The organism is Janthinobacterium sp. AD80 (assembly GCF_002878455.1).
Classification (GTDB): domain Bacteria; phylum Pseudomonadota; class Gammaproteobacteria; order Burkholderiales; family Burkholderiaceae_D; genus Janthinobacterium.
Window position 1 is genome coordinate 1 of sequence record NZ_NRDQ01000153.1, and the last position, 16,609, is coordinate 16,609.

Annotated in this window: 15 protein-coding genes; 12 read left to right on the forward strand and 3 right to left on the reverse strand. The window is 63.6% G+C overall.

Annotation, left to right across the window (positions count from 1 at the left end):
• The first annotated feature begins 380 nt into the window (after positions 1-380).
• Together JaAD80_RS23505 and JaAD80_RS23510 are read left to right on the forward strand one after the other, a co-directional pair.
• On the forward strand, positions 381-1,268 hold the full coding sequence (locus JaAD80_RS23505; RefSeq protein WP_102298070.1) for a hypothetical protein: 888 nt from the start codon (positions 381-383) through the stop codon (positions 1,266-1,268).
• Positions 1,265-2,767 carry a hypothetical protein gene (locus JaAD80_RS23510; RefSeq protein WP_102298071.1) on the forward strand — a complete coding sequence of 501 codons (1,503 nt, stop codon included), beginning with the start codon at positions 1,265-1,267 and terminating at the stop codon, positions 2,765-2,767. Before JaAD80_RS23505 ends, JaAD80_RS23510 begins: the two co-directional genes overlap by 4 nt.
• 402 nt (positions 2,768-3,169) lie before the next feature.
• Here JaAD80_RS23510 and JaAD80_RS23515 read toward each other — a convergent pair whose 3' ends face one another.
• A complete protein-coding gene (locus tag JaAD80_RS23515; protein ID WP_102298074.1) occupies positions 3,170-3,589 on the reverse strand; it encodes a hypothetical protein in 420 nt (139 codons plus the stop codon).
• A gap of 324 nt (positions 3,590-3,913) precedes the next feature.
• On the opposite strand from JaAD80_RS23515, the gene JaAD80_RS23520 reads away from it, so the two are divergent.
• Entirely contained in the window at positions 3,914-4,984 is a 1,071-nt protein-coding gene (locus tag JaAD80_RS23520) for a hypothetical protein (protein ID WP_102298077.1), read from the forward strand.
• Positions 4,985-4,987: 3 nt separating this feature from the next.
• Here JaAD80_RS23520 and JaAD80_RS23525 read toward each other — a convergent pair whose 3' ends face one another.
• Positions 4,988-5,947 (reverse strand): LysR family transcriptional regulator, encoded by a 960-nt coding sequence (locus tag JaAD80_RS23525; protein WP_258003144.1) that lies wholly within the window; start codon positions 5,945-5,947, stop codon positions 4,988-4,990.
• Positions 5,948-6,056: 109 nt separating this feature from the next.
• Between JaAD80_RS23525 and JaAD80_RS23530 the strand changes: the two genes are divergently transcribed.
• Both JaAD80_RS23530 and JaAD80_RS23535 read left to right on the forward strand, forming a co-directional pair.
• Complete coding sequence (locus JaAD80_RS23530; protein ID WP_102298083.1) at positions 6,057-6,896, forward strand: phytanoyl-CoA dioxygenase family protein; 840 nt, start codon at positions 6,057-6,059, stop codon at positions 6,894-6,896.
• Positions 6,896-7,717: a sugar phosphate isomerase/epimerase gene (locus JaAD80_RS23535; protein WP_102298085.1), complete on the forward strand. Its 822-nt coding sequence runs from the start codon at positions 6,896-6,898 to the stop codon at positions 7,715-7,717. The genes JaAD80_RS23530 and JaAD80_RS23535 overlap by 1 nt, the downstream gene beginning before the upstream one ends.
• On the opposite strand, the gene JaAD80_RS23540 is transcribed toward JaAD80_RS23535, so the two are convergent.
• Positions 7,702-8,631 (reverse strand): LysR family transcriptional regulator, encoded by a 930-nt coding sequence (locus JaAD80_RS23540; protein ID WP_219726869.1) that lies wholly within the window; start codon positions 8,629-8,631, stop codon positions 7,702-7,704. The genes JaAD80_RS23535 and JaAD80_RS23540 overlap by 16 nt on opposite strands.
• A 120-nt stretch (positions 8,632-8,751) precedes the next feature.
• Between JaAD80_RS23540 and JaAD80_RS23545 the strand changes: the two genes are divergently transcribed.
• From JaAD80_RS23545 to JaAD80_RS23575, 7 genes are all read left to right on the forward strand, one after another.
• Entirely contained in the window at positions 8,752-9,627 is an 876-nt protein-coding gene (locus JaAD80_RS23545) for an aldo/keto reductase family oxidoreductase (protein ID WP_102298091.1), read from the forward strand.
• A gap of 21 nt (positions 9,628-9,648) precedes the next feature.
• Positions 9,649-10,119: a MarR family winged helix-turn-helix transcriptional regulator gene (locus JaAD80_RS23550; RefSeq protein WP_102298093.1), complete on the forward strand. Its 471-nt coding sequence runs from the start codon at positions 9,649-9,651 to the stop codon at positions 10,117-10,119.
• A 165-nt stretch (positions 10,120-10,284) separates the two neighbouring features.
• Positions 10,285-12,660: a M1 family metallopeptidase gene (locus tag JaAD80_RS23555; protein WP_102298095.1), complete on the forward strand. Its 2,376-nt coding sequence runs from the start codon at positions 10,285-10,287 to the stop codon at positions 12,658-12,660.
• Entirely contained in the window at positions 12,657-13,145 is a 489-nt protein-coding gene (locus JaAD80_RS23560) for a DUF6702 family protein (RefSeq protein WP_102298098.1), read from the forward strand. The genes JaAD80_RS23555 and JaAD80_RS23560 overlap by 4 nt, the downstream gene beginning before the upstream one ends.
• 119 nt (positions 13,146-13,264) lie before the next feature.
• Entirely contained in the window at positions 13,265-13,999 is a 735-nt protein-coding gene (locus JaAD80_RS23565) for a 2OG-Fe dioxygenase family protein (protein WP_102298101.1), read from the forward strand.
• Between the two features lie 142 nt (positions 14,000-14,141).
• Positions 14,142-15,503, forward strand: a complete 1,362-nt coding sequence (locus JaAD80_RS23570; RefSeq protein ID WP_102298103.1) for a hybrid sensor histidine kinase/response regulator — start codon at positions 14,142-14,144, stop codon at positions 15,501-15,503.
• 263 nt (positions 15,504-15,766) lie between these two features.
• Positions 15,767-16,495, forward strand: coding sequence for a CerR family C-terminal domain-containing protein (locus JaAD80_RS23575; protein ID WP_102298106.1), 729 nt, complete (start codon positions 15,767-15,769; stop codon positions 16,493-16,495).
• Positions 16,496-16,609: the final 114 nt, after the last annotated feature.

Sequence of the window (16,609 nt, forward strand, 5' to 3'; positions counted from 1 at the left end):
ATCGGCGGCGGCTTGCGCGGCACGGGCGGCGGCGCAGCCGCAGCAGTCGCTGCGGACAATGGTGGCGGCACGGCCGCCGCGGGCACGACTTTCTCTAAAACCACTGGCGCTGCCACCTGGCGCGTACCGCAAAACGGACAATGCGCCAGGCGCAGCGGCAAGTAGCGGCCGCAAGCGGCGTTGATGCACATTTCATTCACTTGTTCAAGCACGTTCCAACCTTTTCCCGGATTCACTCTGCTGCGTTCTGCCGCAATATTACCTTACGCAGCAGCTGCCACGGCGCGCCCGCACCGCCGTCTGCAGGCTTGATGCCAATCAAATGGCACCCGCCACCGCGGCCTAAGCTACAGGCACAGGCCAAGCACAAGGAGATTGCCATGCCAGCCCACCTGATCATCGAAGACGGCCAGCCCTCGTGGTGGGACAGCGCCGATATCTGGGTCGTGCCGGGCAATGATCCGAATGGCCCGCCAGGCGCGCCCATCGCCGGCACCGCCAACTACCTGTGGGGCCGCGTGCACAACACGGGCAACAGCGCCTCGAACGGCGTGCGTGTGGATTTTTACTGGGCCGATCCCTCGGGCCAGATCGCCGTCGGCGCCGCCACGCAGGTCGGTTCCGCCTTTGCCGACCTGCCGCCCGGCGCCACGCAGGAAGTGCTGTGCCTGGTGCCGTGGGTTCCCGTCATCGTCAATGGCGGCCACGAATGCCTGCTGGCCGTGGCGCATGGCGCGGGCGACATCAACCCGCTACCCGATCCCCTGCCCAACGGCTTTCCCTTCCAGCCCAAGCAGCACGAGCAGATCGCGCAACGCAATGTCACCGTGGTGCTGGCGGCACGGCGCGCACAGTTGCTGGCCGTCACGGTGGCGGCCCTGCCCCGCGCCATCAAAAAAGTGGAATTGCAGCTGGAGCATGGCGGCGCGCTGCCGGAAAACCTGCTGGCCACCCTGGGCCTGGAGCGCTGGCAGGCGGCCAAGGACGCGCGCGTGGAAGCGGGCCTGGCACGTAGCCCCCACTGTGATGGCGACGGACCGGGCGAGCAAAAGCTGGCGCTGGAAGTGCCGCGCGGCCAGTCACTGGCCATCTACCTGAGCCTGCGCGCCGATGCCTTGCCGGAGCGCCAGTATGCGCTGCTGCGGGTGCTGGAAACGCAGGAGGGCAAGGTCATGGGCGGCATCACCTATGTCGTCGTCGATCTGGAGCAGCAACAGGGCCAGGATCACGGCCAGGAACAGCACAGTCCCGAGGAGCAGGCATCATGAGCGACACCCCCATGCAGGTGCTGACGCGGCCTTTCGCGATCGAGCCCGTCACCAACATCATGCTGCCGGACGGCATCTTCGACAATGCCATCTATGGCTTGCGCATCGCCGCCCACGTCACCAATGTGTCCAACAGCGCACTGAACAATGTCACCGTGTACCTGGAAAGCGTGGGCGACCCCGGCATCGTGCCAGTGGCGCGCACCTTCTTCTTTGCCAGCATCCCTGCCGGCGCGGCCATGCTGGTGATGTGGGACGCCGACTTCCAGCATGCGGCGCCCGGCAAGCGCCTCGTCAGCTTTGTCGCCAAGGCCGACGGCTACACGCCGCGCCGCTCGATCCAGCAAATCTTCGTCTCGCAGACGCGCTTTGACAGCGCCACCAATACCTACACCTGCACGGTCGAGGAAGGCACGCTGGAACTGTCCAAGCCGCAGGGCCACCTGCCGGGCAAGCGCTGGGGCAGCACAGGCAATGATGGCAAAGAGTGCCGCTGCCCGCCCGGCCTGGGGCCGATCGTGCCGACCGGCATGACCCTCGTCTGGACGCCGAACCCCGCCTACGCGGGCACGCACGGCGACCTGCCGTTTTCCGACCCGTGGTGGAAAATCCTCGCCATCATCATCGCCATCATCGCCGCCCTGGTGGCCATCATTGCCGCCGCGCTCGGCTCCGGCAAGGCCAGCTTCAGCGTGGGCGGCACTTTCGAGGAAACGGACCCCAGTGTCGACTGCTGCTCGCTGGAAGGGGCCGGCTCGGGCCAGCCGGAATTCACGGTGGCAGGCGTGGCCTCGGCCATCGCCTCGGGCGCCATCGCCGTGGCCTGCTCCGATATCGCCGACCCGTTCTGGCGTGGCCAGGAAGCAACACCGCCGGCCGCCGGCGAACTGACACTGGCCGAGCGCGTGGTGGCGAAATGGGTGCTGCCGGAAGCGCCGAATGCGGGCCTGCCCTACACAGCCGATATCAGCTGGGAATACCAGCGCTTTACCACGGGCGCCACCTACCAGCATGCCGTCAGCGAAACGCAAGTCAACATCCACGTGGCGGGGCCCGTGGAAACGGACACGCCCGCCGTCGTGCAAGCGTACGAACCGCTGTGGATACGCGCCAGCTTCAAGCGCGACAATGGCAATGTCTTCCGCGGCACGCAGCTGTACGCCTTCGTGCTGTTCCAGGCGCCGCAAGGCCTGTATTTCGTCGAATCGCTGACCGACGATGGCCTGGGCTTCGACCCGGGTGCAAATGACGGCGTCTACGCAGGCAGCCTGGACTTGAAGCGGGCCTACCGGACACTGTTGCAATACGGCCAGAAGGTCTTCGGCACCTGGCGAGTCTTCGTCTTCGCCCAGGACGTCAACCTGACCAAGCCCGGCACGCCACCAGAAATCGCCGCCCAGCACATCGGCGGCATGTTCATCGCCAGCGCCATCGAAATCACCTTCGACGACACCCTCCCCTGCCCGCTCAAGGCGCAGGCGAACATCATCGTGGTGTGATGGGGAGGAGCATGTTGATCGAGCTCAGGCGCAGGGCGGCCAGGTCGGGTAGGTCCTGTAGGTCGGATAAGTCCTGTAGGTCGGATTAGCGGGGCAAAGCCCCGCGTAATCCGACAACATTGTTGGCTCCCACCCCATATGCGTGCACACCAGGAACAGCCGGAAAAGGCTTCGGCGCAGGGCCGGCAGGTCGGATAGGTCCGGTAGGTCGGATTAGCGAGGCGAAGCCCCGCGTAATCCGACAACATTGTTGGCTCCCACGCCATATGCGTGCATACCAGGAACAGCCGAGAAAATGCTCAGGCGCAGGGCCGGCAGGTCCGGGGTCGGATTGGCGGGGCCGCCGGCGTGGGGCAAAGCCCCACGCCATCCGACAATATTGTTGGCTCCCATATGCCGCCCCTACACCTTGACGCTTTCAGGCTTGGCAATGACCGTTCTCGCAATAATCTCCGTCTCCGGGCACGACGCCATCGCATCCGAATACGCCAGCCAGCGCTGCAGGCTTTCCATGCGGCGGATGGTGATGCCCTTGCCGTTGATATAGCCGATCTGCTCGAAATTGGCGGGGCTGGTGGTCAGCTTCGAGACGGTGGGGGCATTGTCGACCAGGCGGTCATACGCCTTGCGCGCCTTGTGCTCCCACTTGGACAGCACGGGATCGTCGAAACGGTTGCTCTCAAAATACACGGTGATGGTACGGTCGTGGTTGGCGAAGCCGACAATGGCCGCACCCTTGCGTATGGTCAGCAAGACATCTTCCTTGACGCCGGTCACGGGAACAAACACGGCGGCGCGCCCATCTGTATCGGGCCGCTCCATGGGAATATCTTGTCCAATTATGCTCATCGCATCACACTCTTCGTCCTGGCCTGTCAGGCTGTTGTATTGATAGGGTTCTGTGGCACCGCGCGTGGCCCAGACGAGCTGTACCGCTATTGCCCGCCCTGCCCAAACCCGCTGTTACGCTGTTTTGAAGCTGTTTTGAAGCTGTTTTTAAACTATCAATCAATAATACATTGCCATGTGGCACTACACAAGATCGCCGCGCCACTGGCGGCGGCCCTACATCCGATGGCGAATGGCGGCGCCCGGTGCAATCGCCTTATAATGCCGTGTTTACTTCCTGCCCAACCTTCCCGCACCATGACGCTTCCCGAAAATGACACCAGCCGGCTTGACGCCATCAGCGCCGCCGCCACCGAAGTGGCCGCGCAAAACGTGGCCGACCTGCTGGCCATGGCCATCTGCCACCGGCCCGACGAACCGGCGCTGGTCGTCTGCGACAAGCGCAGCTGGCTCAATGTCGTGCTGACGCAAGCCTATCAGCAGGCCTTGCCGGACGCGACCTTCATCGATTTCGACGACGTCACGCCCGATGCGGTGCTGGCCGCGTTTGCCGAACTGCCGGCCGGCAGCCTCGTCGTGCTGATCCAGTCGACCAGCTTCCGCCTGGAAGCGTTCCGCATCCGCATCGAGCTGTTCAAGCGGGGCTTGAAAGTCATCGAACATGTGCACCTGTCGCGCATGCCCGGTGTGCAGGGCTTGCACTACATCGCTTCGCTGGCCTACGACCCCGCCTATTACCGCGGCGTCGGCCATGCCTTGAAAGCGCGCATCGACGGCGCCCGCCACGGCATGGTCGACAGCGGCGGCGAGCAGCTGGTGTTCGCCTCGCCGTTCGAATCGGCCAAGCTCAATATCGGCGACTACAGCGGCATGAACAATATCGGCGGCCAGTTCCCGCTGGGCGAAGTGTTCACGGAAGCGCAGGACCTGGAAGCCGTGAATGGCCGCGTGCGCATTTTCGTCTTTGGCGACACGCAGTTCATGGTCAACCGCCCCGACACGCCGATCACGCTGGTCATCGAGAAGGGCCGCGTGACGGGCACGGAAAACGCCACGCCTGAATTTACCGCCATGCTGGACATCATCCGCGCGCACGAAGGCGAAGTGTGGGTGCGCGAACTGGGCTTCGGCATGAACCGCGCCTTTTCGCGCGAGCAGCTGGTCAACGACATCGGCACGTATGAACGCATGTGCGGCATCCATTTGTCGCTGGGCGCCAAGCATGGCGTCTACACCAAGCCGCAATTCAAGCGCAAGGATGCGCGCTACCACGTGGATATCTTTGCCGTCACGGAAGCCGTCTACCTGGACGACGAGCGCGTGTACGCCGATGGCGCATGGACGGTGGAGCCCGTCGCGCTCAACTGACCATCAACTGCACAATCCGGCCGCCGCCAGCTCGCGGTCCCATGGCGGCACGGGCTGGTATTCGGCCACCAGGAAATCGATCAGCGCACGCACCTTGGGCGAGGGCTGGCGGCTGGCCGGATACAGGGCGCTCAAGTGATTGAGCGGCAGCTCCCAGTCCGTCAGCACGGGCACCAGGCTGCCATCGAGCAGGTTGCGCCAGGCGAGAAACGTGGTGCTGTAGACGACGCCCAGCCCCCGCTGCGCCGCCTGGTGCAGCACCAGGCCGTTATTCGCCGTAAAACCCGCCTGCACGCGCACGCTCACCGCTTCCCGTTCTTCCCCTTCTCCGCGCTGGAAATGCCAGTTCGTGCCATCGGTCAGGTGGCTGAAATGCAGGCACTGGTGCCGCAACAAATCCCGCGGCGCCTGCGGCATGCCCCATTGCGCCAGGTAGCCGGGACTGGCGCACAGCACGGCGCGGCACGGCGCCAGCGGGCGCATGGCCAGCGCGCTGCTGTCCGGGATGCCGCCCACGCGGATGGTCAGGTCAAAGCCGTGGCGTATCGGGTCGAGCAGGGCATCGTCGACATACAACTCGGCCCGCACCTGCGGGTGCAGCAGGCTGAAACGGGCGACGGCGTCGGCCAGCCAGGCGCTGCCAAAACTGGACGGCGCCTGGATGCGCAGCGGCCCTGCGAGCTGTGCCCCCGCGCCCGCCTGCGCCACGTGCGCCACCATGCGCGCCGCTTCCTGCGCCTGGCTGACGGTGGCCATGCACGGCGCCAGGTAGGCGCGGCCCGCATCCGTCAGGCTCACTTCACGCGTGGAACGGTGCAGCAGGCGCGCATCGAGGCGCGCTTCCAGCTGCATGATGGTCTTGCTGACCATGGCCCGCGTGAGGCCCAGGCGCTGCCCCGCCACGGTGAAGCTGCGCAAGCGGGCCACCTCGACAAAAATTTCCATCGCTTTTAATTGATCCATGTCAAAGATTGTCTGCGTTTTGACGACAATCTGTCAACTGCCAGCCGATTGTTTGCGCTCGGACAGCCGCCTACAATGGCGCTTTCCATAGACCTCCGGAGCCGTTGCCATGCTGACTACTGACCAACAAGAACAATACCAACGCGACGGCTACATCATCCTGCCCGGCTTCAAGGGTGCGGACGAAATCGCCGCCCTGCGCGCGCGCGCCGAGCAGATTGTCAACGAATTCGATCCCGGCCTGAGCCAATCGATCTTCACCACGCGCGACCAGGCGAAGAACACCAACGATTACTTTCTCGCCTCCGACAACACCATCCGCTGCTTCTTCGAGGAAGAGGCCTTTGGCGCGGACGGCCAATTGAAGCAGGCGAAATCGCTGTCGATCAACAAGATCGGCCACGCCATGCATGACCTGGACCCCGTCTTCCGCGCTTTTTCGGCCGACCCGAAACTGGCCGAAGTGGCGCGCGACCTGGGCCTGGCGGACGCGCAGGTGTGGCAATCCATGTACATCTTCAAGCAGCCCGGCATCGGCGGCGAAGTGCGCTGGCACCAGGACGCCACCTATTTTGAAACCACGCCGGTCAGCGTGACCACCTTCTGGTTCGCGCTGGAAGACGCCACCCTGGACAACGGCTGCCTGTGGGCGGAACCGGGCGGCCACCGCGGCCCCCTGCGCGAACGCTTCATCCGCAACGGCGACGCCGTGCGCGTGGAAAAACTCGACGCCATGCCCTGGCCCGACGACAGCACGGCGGTCCCCCTGGAAGTGAAGGCGGGTGCCCTCGTCTGCTTCCACGGCTTGCTGCCCCATTACAGCGCGCCGAACCGCTCGCCCGTCTCGCGCCATGCCTACACCCTGCATGCGACGGATGGCCGGACCGAATACGCGGCCCACAACTGGATCCAGCGCGACGCATCCTTCCCCGTGCGGGGCTTCGTCTGATGAGCATCCAGGTCTTCGCCGCCCAATGGGGCAATAACGACCTGGCGCCCGAGGTCTTCATCGACAAGGTACTGGCGGCCGGTTTCGACGGCATCGAAATGTCGCTGCCGCTGGACGCGGCCCTGCGCGAAGAATGGACCAAGCGCATCGCCGATGCAGGCCTGGAGCTGATCGCCGCGCAGTGGGAAACCGTCTTCCACGCTGACTTCGACCTGCACCGCGCGGCCCTGGCCGAGTTGCTGGAAAACGCCTGCCTGGCGCGTCCCGTGCTGGTCAACACGCACACGGGCAAGGATTACTACAGCCAGGCGCAGAACGCGCAGCTGATTGACCTGGCCGCCGCCATCTCGGCCAGGCACGGCGTGCCCATCGTGCACGAAATCCACCGCAGCCGTTTCAGCGGCCATCCGATGCTGCTGCTGCCCTACCTGGCGCAATATCCCGGGCTGCCATTGACGGCCGACCTGTCACACTGGTGCTGCGCCTGCGAATCCTTGCTGGAAGACCAGCCGCAGACCCTGGCGCAAGTGCTGCCGCTGGTGCGCCATGTGCACGCCCGCGTGGGCCATGCCCAAGGCCCGCAGGTGGCCGACTTCCGCGCGCCGGAAGCGAAACAGGCGCTCGACGCCCACCTGGCCTGGTGGGATGCCATCGTCGCCCAGCGCCGCGCGGCCGGCGCCGGGCGCATGACGTTCACCCCGGAATTCGGCCCCGCGCCCTACACGCAAACCCTGCCATACACGCAGCAGCCCGTGAGCGACGCGTGGGAACAGAACGTCGCGATGCTGCAGTTGCTTCGCGCACGCTATCCGACAGACTGAGGAAGCTGCGCAAAATTGGCCTGCACGAAATCGATGAAGGTGCGCAGCGGCGCGGGCAGATGGCGCCGGCCCGCATAGTATAAAAACGGGCCGGGAAAGGGCATCGCCCAGTCTTCCAGCACGGGCTGCAGCTGGCCAGCATCGATATACGGCTGCAGCCACTCTTCAAACAGATACACGAGGCCATGGCCGGCGACGGCCATGCTGACCGCAAAATCAGCCGCCGTCGGCGTGACGATCACGGGGCCGTCCGGCTCGACGCTCACTTTTTGCCCGTCCCGCTCGAACTCCCACGGTGGAACCGCGCCACTGAGGAATTTCCCCAGCAGGCAGGCATGCTGCAGCAGGTCGCGCGGATGCACGGGCACGCCGCGCTGCGCCAGGTAGGACGGCGCGCCCGCCACCGCGAAGCGCTGCGTGCGCGGGCCGATAGGAATGGCGATCATGTCCTGCTCCAGCCGCTCGCCATAACGGATGCCGGCGTCGCAACCGCTGGCGACGACGTCGACAAAATTATTATCGACCACCAGTTCGACCCTGATCTGCGGATAGGCGCGCAGGAACTGGTCGACCATGGGCTGCAAAAAGAAGCGCGCCGCGTTGACCGGCACGTTCAGGCGCAAGGTGCCGCGCGGGCTGTCGCGCAAGTCGTTCAGCACGTCGAGCGCGCTGCTCACTTCATCTAGTGCCGGGCGCAAGCGCGTCAGCAGCAGCGCCCCGGCCGCCGTCGGCGTCACGCTGCGCGTCGTGCGTTCCAGCAGGCGGATGCCCAGTTGCTGTTCCAGCCGGCGCAGCGCTTCGCTCATGGCGGACGCGGACTGCCCACTGGCGCGTGCGGCCTGGCGAAAACCCTGGTGCCGGGCCACCAGGGCAAAGGCGGACAAGTCGGCCATGGAAGGGCTGTCTGCATGCATTGGAAGAGCTTTCATTGTGCGGAAATGAGTACAGCCTGTGCCGGATTGACCCGATTATCATACAGCGCAATCGGCCTTACGATAGTGGCTCTCGAACTCGACCACCACACAGGAGCTGCCATGCACACGCCTTCCCCCGCCCGCGACCAATTCACGCCCGCCCATTGCGACATCGCATTCAACCGCCTCGGCTACGGCGCCATGCAACTGGCCGGCCCGCACGTCTGGGGTCCGCCGAAAGACCGCGTCGCCGCCGTCGCCGTGCTGCGCGAAGCCATCGAATTAGGCGTCAACCATATCGACACGTCGGACTTTTACGGCCCGCACGTCACCAACCAGATCATCCGCGAAGCGCTGCATCCCTATCGCGACGGTTTGACCATCGTCACCAAGATCGGCTTCGTGCGCGGCGCCGACCAGTCCTGGCTGCCGGCCGCATCGCCACAGCAATTGCGCGACGCCGTGCACGACAACCTGCGCAACCTGGGCCTGGACGTGCTTGATGTGGTCAACCTGCGCGCGCCGGGCATGGCCGGCCCGGACGGCTCGTCGCTTGCCGAACCGCTGGACACCTTGGTGCAGCTGCAGCGCGAAGGCCTGGTGCGCCATATCGGCCTGTCCAATGTCGATGCGGGCCAGGTGGCCGAGGCACAGCGCATCAGCCCCATTGTCTGCGTGCAGAACCATTACAACCTGGCGCACCGCGCGGACGATGCCCTGATCGACTCCCTGGCCGCGCAAGGCATCGCCTATGTGCCGTTCTTTCCCCTCGGTGGCTTTTCGCCGCTGCAGTCCGATACCCTGAACCAGGTGGCGACCGCCATGCAAGCGACGCCGATGCAGGTCGCGCTGGCCTGGCTGCTGCAGCGCGCGCCGAATGTGCTGGTCATTCCCGGCACCTCGTCGGTGGCGCATCTGCGCGAAAACGTCGCGGCCGGCGCGCTTACGCTCGACGCGCAGGCGCTGGCGGCATTGAGGTCGCTTGCAACTAAGTAGCGCACTATATATACTGTGCCCATGGATACCACCACCACCACCACCACCACCAATCCCTTGCACCAGGTACCGCGCCTGGATGGCCAGCTGTGCTTTGCGCTGTACTCGACTTCTCTCGCCATGAACAAGCTGTACCGCAAGCTCTTGCGGAAACTCGGCCTGACGTATTCGCAATACCTGGTGATGATGGTGCTGTGGGAGCGCGACGGCCTGACGGTGTCGGAAGTGGGCGAGCGTCTGTTCCTCGACTCGGCTACCCTGACGCCCCTGCTCAAGCGCATGGAGCAATCAGGCTTGCTGACGCGCACGCGCGCCGCCAGCGACGAGCGGCAAGTCATCATTTCCCTCACGCAGCAGGGCGACGAGTTGCGCCACGCGGCGGCGTTGTTGCCGGAAGCTATCTTGACGGCCAGCCACTGCAGCGTGGAGCAGGTTGTGGACATGAAACAACAGCTGAACCAGTTGCGCGACAGCCTGATGAAAAGTGACTAAAACCGCCGCTTTTCCAAGCAAAATCAGGTAAAGCGTCCCCCTGACGGCGCCAGGCAAACCCTGGCGCGAAATCCGCCTTTCTTTATTACAAATCGATACAAGGCCGGCACCACCCTGCGTATAGAATAGTTGCCACTATTTCCGGACAACAACATCAGGGTGGGTATGCGCATTTCATTCGGCTCCGTGGCCTCGCTGGCTCTCTGCTTTACCGTCTCGGCCTTTGCCGCCGAGCCATTCGACGACAAGTTCCGCCAGCTCGAAGAAGTGCTGCCCACGCCGAACACCTACCGCACCGCCTCGGGCGCGCCCGGCCACGCCTACTGGCAGCAGCGCGCCGACTACGCGATCCGCGCCACCCTGGACGAAGCCAAACGCGAAATTAGCGGCAGCGGCACCATCACGTATCACAACCAGTCGCCCGACACGCTCGGCTACCTGTGGGTGCAGCTGGACCAGAACATCTACAAGCCGGACTCCGACGCGCGCCGCATGGCCACGGCGCCATCGCGCCAGGCCTGGGCCAGGACGGCGGGCGACGACACGATGAAATTCGAGGGCATGCGCAGCATGCTGGCACGCGGCGACTTCCAGGGCGGCTTCAATATCCGCGCCTTGAAAGGCGCGGATGGCCAGTCTTTGAAATATGTAGTGAACCGCACCATGATGCGCATCGACTTGCCACAGCCCTTGAAGCCGGGCCAGGACTTTGTCTTCCAGGTCGACTGGGATTACCGCATCAACGAACAAAAGGTGCTGGGCGGGCGCGCCGGCTATGAAGTCTTCGACGACAAGAACGCCCTGTTCGAGGTGGCGCAGTGGTTCCCGCGCATGGCGGCCTACTACGACGCGGCCGGCTGGCAGCACAAGCAGTTCCTTGGCTCGGGCGAATTCACCCTGGAATTCGGCGACTACGACGTGCAGCTGACGGTACCCGCCGACCACATCGTCGCCTCCACGGGCGAACTGCAAAACCCGCAGGACGTGCTGTCTGCCGCGCAGCGCGAGCGCCTGCAAAAGGCCCGCGGCAGCGACAAGCCCGTCATCATCGTCACGCAAAAAGAAGCGGAAACGGCCGAAAAATCCGTCAGCCGCGCGCAAAAGACCTGGCACTTCAAGGCGGCCAACGTGCGCGACTTCGCCTGGGCCTCGAGCCGCAAGTTCATCTGGGATGCGCAGGGCTACAAGAAGGGCGGCAGCGACGTGATGGCCATGTCCTACTATCCGAAAGAGGGCAATCCGCTGTGGGAAAAATACAGCACGCAAGCCATCGTGCACACGATCGAGCAGTACAACAAGTACAGCATCGACTACCCGTATCCGACGGCCATCTCCGTCAACGGCCCCGTGGGCGGCATGGAGTATCCGATGATCTCGTTCAATGGCCCGCGCCCCGTCAAGGACAAGAAAACGGGTGAACTGACCTACTCCAAGCGCACCAAGTATGGCCTGATCGGCGTCATCATCCACGAAGTGGGTCACAACTACTACCCGATGATCATCAACTCGGACGAGCGCCAGTGGACCTGGATGGATGAAGGCCTGAATACCTTCGTGCAGTACATGGCACAGCAGGCGTGGGAAGAAAACTATCCGGCTTCGCGCGGCGAGCCGCGCGAGATCGTCGACTACATGCGTAGCCGCGACCAGGTGCCCATCATGACCAATTCCGAATCCCTGCTGCAGTTCGGCAACAACGCCTACGCCAAGCCGGCGGCGGGTCTGAACATCCTGCGCGAAACCATCCTCGGACGCGAGCTGTTCGACTACGCCTTCAAGGAATACGCGCAGCGCTGGAAATTCAAGCGCCCCACGCCTGCCGACTTCTTCCGCACCATGGAAGACGCCTCCGGCACGGACCTCGACTGGTTCTGGCGCGGCTGGTTCTATACCACCGACCCGGTCGACATCAGCATCGACGGCATCAGCGAATATGGCGTGAGCTCGAAAAATCCGGAAACGGAAAAGGCCTGGAAAAAGGCGCAGAAGAGCGCCCAGCCGGAGTCCGTCACGGACCGCGCCAACAAGGGCATGCCGCGCCGCGTCGATGCGCATCCGGAGCTGAAGGATTTTTATAACCAGCACGACGATTTCACGGTCACCAACAAGGACCGCAATGCCTACGTCGAGACGCTGGCCGGCCTGGAACCGTGGGAAAAGGACTTGCTGAAACAGGGCAAGCATTTGTACCTGGTCGACCTGTCGAACGTGGGCGGCATGGTCATGCCATTGATCCTCGAGATCGAACTGAAAAGCGGCAAGAAATACGTCGAGCGCGTGCCGGCCGAAGTGTGGCGCTACTCGCCGAAGAAAATCACCAAGGTCGTCATCACGGATGAACCGATGGTGGGCCTGGTGCAGGATCCGTACTGGGAAACGGCCGACATCGACACCGCCAACAATAGCTGGCCGCGCAAGATCACGCCATCACGCCTGGAACTGTTCAAGAGCGAGAAGTCGCCAAAGGATAACCTGATGCGCGATTTTCATACGCCGCTGAAAGGCAAGGCCGGCGGCTCGGCCAAGGGCGACGAGGCATGAAGACCTGGCGCACGCTCGCGGCCAGCCTGCTGGCCTGCGCCAGCATGGCCGCTGGCGCGCACAATTTCCACATGGGCATCGCCGACATCAGTTACAACGCCGCCAGCGGCAGCACAGAAGTGGTGCACACCTACACGGGCCACGACGTGGAAGCACTGCTGACGCAGCTGTACCAGCGCCAGTTCGACCTGGGCCAGGAAGCCAGCGAGGCGGCCCTGCGCCGCTACGTCGAAAAACAGTTTTACATCGTGGCGCCCGGCGGCAAGCGTTTGCGCCTGCAGTGGGTCGGCATGAAGGTCAATGCCGACAACGTGGTGATCTTCCAGGAGATCGAGCATACACGCCTGGCGCCCGGCACGCGCATCCACAACCAGCTGCTGACCGACTTCCTGCCCGGCCAGCGCAATACCCTCAACGTGCAGGATGGCGGCAAGATCCAGACGCTCATGTTCGACAGCAGGAATGCGGAGCTGCCGATCAGGTAAATCAAGGATTTGGCGCAAACAAGAACAATTCCTATCGGACACTGCACAGGAAGCGCCGCGAAGTCGTAGAATGCCAGGCTGGATAAACTGACACAGGCCGCACCGCGGCCGGCACCGCCATGAGCACTTCCGCACCGATCTTTACCGACCCGTCCCACGTCAAGGACGCCTTGCGCGATGACGGCTATGCCGTGCTGCGCCCGCAGGACGTGGCCACCCTGGCCGGCTGTCCGCTGGCCGCGCTGCGCGCGCTCGAATCGAGCTGGAATACCCTGGCGCTGGACAATTACCTGAAAGATGGCGGCCGCTATCGGCGCCGGCGCCACTCATGCTTCGTGCAGGATGGCGAACGCCTGACCCAGACAGCGCACCGTCCCCACTGGCAGCCGGTCGAATACAACGCCCTGCACGGCGGCATGCACCGCCTGTTCGAACCGGTGGAAGCGGCTATCGTTGCGCAAGCCGCGTGGCAGCGGCTGATCCGCGCGCTGGGCGACGCCTGTTCGCAGGTCAAGGGAGAGCAGCCTTGGTTCATCGAGGCGCACCAGTTCCGCATCGACACCACCGATGGCATCGGCCGCCCCACGCCGGAAGGCGCGCACCGCGACGGCGTCGATTTCGTCGCCGTGCTGCTGATCGGGCGCGAGCAGATCAAGGGCGGCGAAACGCGCATTTTCGAGGCCGATGGCCCGAACGGCAAGCGCTTCACCCTGACCGAGCCATGGTCGCTGCTGCTGCTCGACGACGCGGCCGTGATCCACGAGTCGACGCCGATCCAGCCCGTGGGTCCGCACGGGCACCGCGACACGCTCGTGCTGACCTACCGCGCAGGGCAGTTCCAGGGCGAAAACTGACAAGCGGACACAGCATGCCAAGCGGCCAAAATAGTTACTTGGAAGTTACTTTTGCAGACCTAAATCCGATATAGTCACATGATGTCGATATTGCGCGTCGACTGCGCGCAGCATCAAATATACTGAAATCTAGGAGAGGTCTGTGGACTCCATCAATCAAATCAAGCCTGACGAAATCGAGATCCTGATCGTCGAGGATAGCCCGACCCAGGCCGAGCGCTTGCGGCGCCTGATCCAGTCGCTGCACTACAACGCACGCGTGGCCGCCAACGGCCAGCTGGCCCTGGCCGCCATCCGCGAGCGCAAGCCGCACCTGGTGCTGTCCGATATCGTCATGCCTGAAATGAATGGCTACGACCTGTGCCGCGCCATCAAGTCCGACCCGACTCTGCGCGACATTCCCGTCATCCTCGTCACCTCGCTCAACGATCCGAAGGACATCATCCGCGGCATCGAATGCGGCGCCGACAATTTCATCCGCAAGCCCTACGCGGAAGACTACCTGCTCAACCGCATCAGCCACATGCTGATGAACCAGAAACTGCGCAAGAACCAGAATGTCGAAATCGGCATCGCGCTGTACCTGGGCGACCAGAAACACTTCATCAACGCGGAACGCCAGCAAATCCTCGATTTGCTCATTTCCACGTATGAACAGGCGGTGCAGGTCAATGGCGAACTGCAGGCGCGCGAACGCCAGGTCATTGAACTGAACATGCGCCTGGCGCACCACGCGGCCGAACTGGAAACCATCAACCGCGAAATTGCCCTGAAAAACCTGGAACTGGCCGAGGCCAGCCGCATGAAATCGGCCTTCATCGCCAACATGTCGCATGAACTGCGCACGCCGCTCAACGCCATCATTGGCTTTACCGGTGCCCTGCTGATGAAACTGCCCGGCCCCCTGACGGCCGACCAGGACAAGCAGCTCAACACCATCCGCGCCAGCGCACGCCATTTGCTCTCGCTGATCAACGACATCCTCGACGTGGCCAAGATCGAGGCAGGCAAGCTGACCCTGTCGATCGAACCGGTGCACTGCCAGGAACTGATGGCCGAAGTGGCCGACACCCTGCGTCCGCTGGCGCAGCAAAAAGGCCTGGCGCTGGAAATCGAACTCGGCGAACCACATCAAGCGCCCGCCATCATCGACACGGACCGCCGCGCGCTGACGCAAATCCTCATCAACCTGCTCAACAACGCCATCAAGTTCACGGAACAGGGTACGGTGCGCATCAGCCTGGCCCAGCGCGAGGAAGACGGCGTGCAGGTGACGGAAATGAGCATCGCCGACAGCGGGGCCGGCATCAAGGAAGAAGACCAGGCCAAGCTGTTCCAGGCCTTCTCGCAGCTCGATTCCACCTCCACGCGCCACGTGGAAGGCGCGGGACTGGGTTTATATCTGTGCCAGAACCTGGCCAACGCCATCGGCGGCGCCCTGTTCTTCAACAGCGACTACGGCTCCGGCAGCACGTTTACCCTGGCCCTGCGCAGCAAGGCGTGATTGCTGTGCGCCGCAGCATGGAATGCTGAATTTTTGCCAATCTGGAGGGACAGATACAGTAGTTCTACGGTATTGCACTGCACCATTTTTAGCGCTATAGTGGAACTGTCTCCTCCAATTCGTTCTCCGAACATTGGATTACGCCCGCGATTACAACCGCGGGCTTTTTTTTGCCTGCGTTTTACATTATCTTCATCATTCCTTAACTAAATCGGGCGACTTAGTTATATCAATCGTTTGAGATATATGATTAAATCGCCGGCATGATTGAAAAAAACGCCATCCCCACCGCGCCAGCCGACGACGGGCGCAAGCCCCGCTCCGATGGCGAACAGTCGCGCGAGCGCCTGCTGCATAGCGCCATCCGCCTGTTTGCCGAACACGGCTACGCCAAGACGTCCACGCGCGAACTGGCGCAGGCAGCCGGCACGAATGCGGCCGCCATCAGCTACTATTTTGGCGACAAGGCGGGCCTGTACCGCGCCGCCTTCGCCCAGCAATCGTCGGACCCGCAAGACAATATCGCCCTGTACGACCAGCCCCACTTCACCTTGCGGCAAAGCCTGGAAGGCTTTTATGCGCAGCTGCTCGCGCCCATGCAGCAGGGCGAGATCGCGCGCGACTGCATGCGCCTGTGGTGCCGCGAAATGCTCGAGCCGACAGGCCTGTGGGCGCGCGAGATCGACCAGAACATCCGCCCCGAGCACGAAGCGCTGACGCGCGTGCTGGCACGCCACCTGGGTGCCGCCGGCGACAGCGACGACATGCACCGCCTGGCGTTTTCCATCGCCTCGCTGGCCCTGCAGCACATGGTCGGCGCCGAGGTACTGCACACCTTGCGCCCGCAACTGCTGGAATCGCCGCGCGCCATCGACACCTGGCTGGCGCGCATGACCGACTACGCGCTGGCCATGGCCGAGGTGGAGCGCCGGCGCCTGCCCCATTCCTCTTCACCCGATACCGCTCAACGACAAGCACAAGGACCAGCATGACGATCATTCAATGCACCGTTCAACGCGCCCTGGCCGCCAGCATCGCGCTGGCCCTGGGCGGTTGCGCCCTGCAGGGCCCGCCCGCCCAGGTGCCCGCCGCCGCTCCCGTCCAGT

Excerpts from the sequence above, each read along its gene's own strand:
- JaAD80_RS23525 (WP_258003144.1), bottom strand. The coding sequence starts at position 5,947 with ATGGATCAATTAAAAGCGATGGAAATTTTTGTCGAGGTGGCCCGCTTG.
- JaAD80_RS23545 (WP_102298091.1), top strand. The coding sequence starts at position 8,752 with ATGCACACGCCTTCCCCCGCCCGCGACCAATTCACGCCCGCCCATTGC.
- JaAD80_RS23510 (WP_102298071.1), top strand. The coding sequence starts at position 1,265 with ATGAGCGACACCCCCATGCAGGTGCTGACGCGGCCTTTCGCGATCGAG.
- JaAD80_RS23530 (WP_102298083.1), top strand. The coding sequence starts at position 6,057 with ATGCTGACTACTGACCAACAAGAACAATACCAACGCGACGGCTACATC.
- JaAD80_RS23515 (WP_102298074.1), bottom strand. The coding sequence starts at position 3,589 with ATGGAGCGGCCCGATACAGATGGGCGCGCCGCCGTGTTTGTTCCCGTG.
- JaAD80_RS23565 (WP_102298101.1), top strand. The coding sequence starts at position 13,265 with ATGAGCACTTCCGCACCGATCTTTACCGACCCGTCCCACGTCAAGGAC.
- JaAD80_RS23575 (WP_102298106.1), top strand. The coding sequence starts at position 15,767 with ATGATTGAAAAAAACGCCATCCCCACCGCGCCAGCCGACGACGGGCGC.
- JaAD80_RS23535 (WP_102298085.1), top strand. The coding sequence starts at position 6,896 with ATGAGCATCCAGGTCTTCGCCGCCCAATGGGGCAATAACGACCTGGCG.
- JaAD80_RS23520 (WP_102298077.1), top strand. The coding sequence starts at position 3,914 with ATGACGCTTCCCGAAAATGACACCAGCCGGCTTGACGCCATCAGCGCC.
- JaAD80_RS23550 (WP_102298093.1), top strand. The coding sequence starts at position 9,649 with ATGGATACCACCACCACCACCACCACCACCAATCCCTTGCACCAGGTA.
- JaAD80_RS23540 (WP_219726869.1), bottom strand. The coding sequence starts at position 8,631 with ATGCATGCAGACAGCCCTTCCATGGCCGACTTGTCCGCCTTTGCCCTG.
- JaAD80_RS23555 (WP_102298095.1), top strand. The coding sequence starts at position 10,285 with ATGCGCATTTCATTCGGCTCCGTGGCCTCGCTGGCTCTCTGCTTTACC.
- JaAD80_RS23560 (WP_102298098.1), top strand. The coding sequence starts at position 12,657 with ATGAAGACCTGGCGCACGCTCGCGGCCAGCCTGCTGGCCTGCGCCAGC.
- JaAD80_RS23505 (WP_102298070.1), top strand. The coding sequence starts at position 381 with ATGCCAGCCCACCTGATCATCGAAGACGGCCAGCCCTCGTGGTGGGAC.